The organism is Paractinoplanes deccanensis, assembly GCF_016862115.1.
In the GTDB taxonomy this organism is placed as follows: domain Bacteria; phylum Actinomycetota; class Actinomycetes; order Mycobacteriales; family Micromonosporaceae; genus Actinoplanes; species Actinoplanes deccanensis.
In genome coordinates, this window is the sequence record NZ_BOMI01000255.1 from 1 (window position 1) to 585 (window position 585).

The following is a 585-nucleotide window of genomic DNA, read 5'->3' on the forward strand; positions in this document are numbered from 1 at the left end:
GGCGAGCCCACCGACGACCTCGTGCAGACCGCCACCGTCGGCCTCATCAAAGCCGTCGACAAGTTCGACCCCGAGCGCGGCGTCGACTTCGCCGGCTACGCCATCCCCACCATCATCGGCGAGATCAAGCGCCACTTCCGCGACCGCACCTGGTCCGTGCGCGTCCCCCGCCGCCTGCAGGAACTGCGCCTGGCCATCACCGAGGCCAACAGCACCCTGACCCACAACCTCGGCCGCTCCCCGACGGTCGCCGACGTCGCCGCCCACCTCGGCGTCAGCGAGGAAGACGTCCTCGAAGGCCTCGAAGGCGCCCGCGCCTACAACGCCACCTCCCTGTCCACCCCGATCAGCGCCGACGGCTCCACCGAGCTCGGCGACACCCTCGGCGGCGAGGACCACGAATACGAGCTCGCCGAAACCCGCGTCGCCCTCGGCCCCGCCCTCGCCACCCTCGACGAGCGCGAGCAAAAGATCCTGACCCTGCGCTTCTACGGCAACCTCACCCAGTCGCAGATCGCCGAGCAGGTCGGCATCTCCCAGATGCACGTCTCCCGGCTGCTCACCAAGGCGCTGACCAAGCTGCGC

At 70.1% G+C, this 585-nt stretch carries 1 protein-coding gene; it reads left to right on the forward strand.

Annotated elements, in window-relative coordinates; genetic code table 11:
- Positions 1-585, forward strand: a 585-nt coding sequence (locus Ade02nite_RS48890; RefSeq protein ID WP_203778301.1) for a SigB/SigF/SigG family RNA polymerase sigma factor, incomplete at both ends; no start/stop codon positions are given.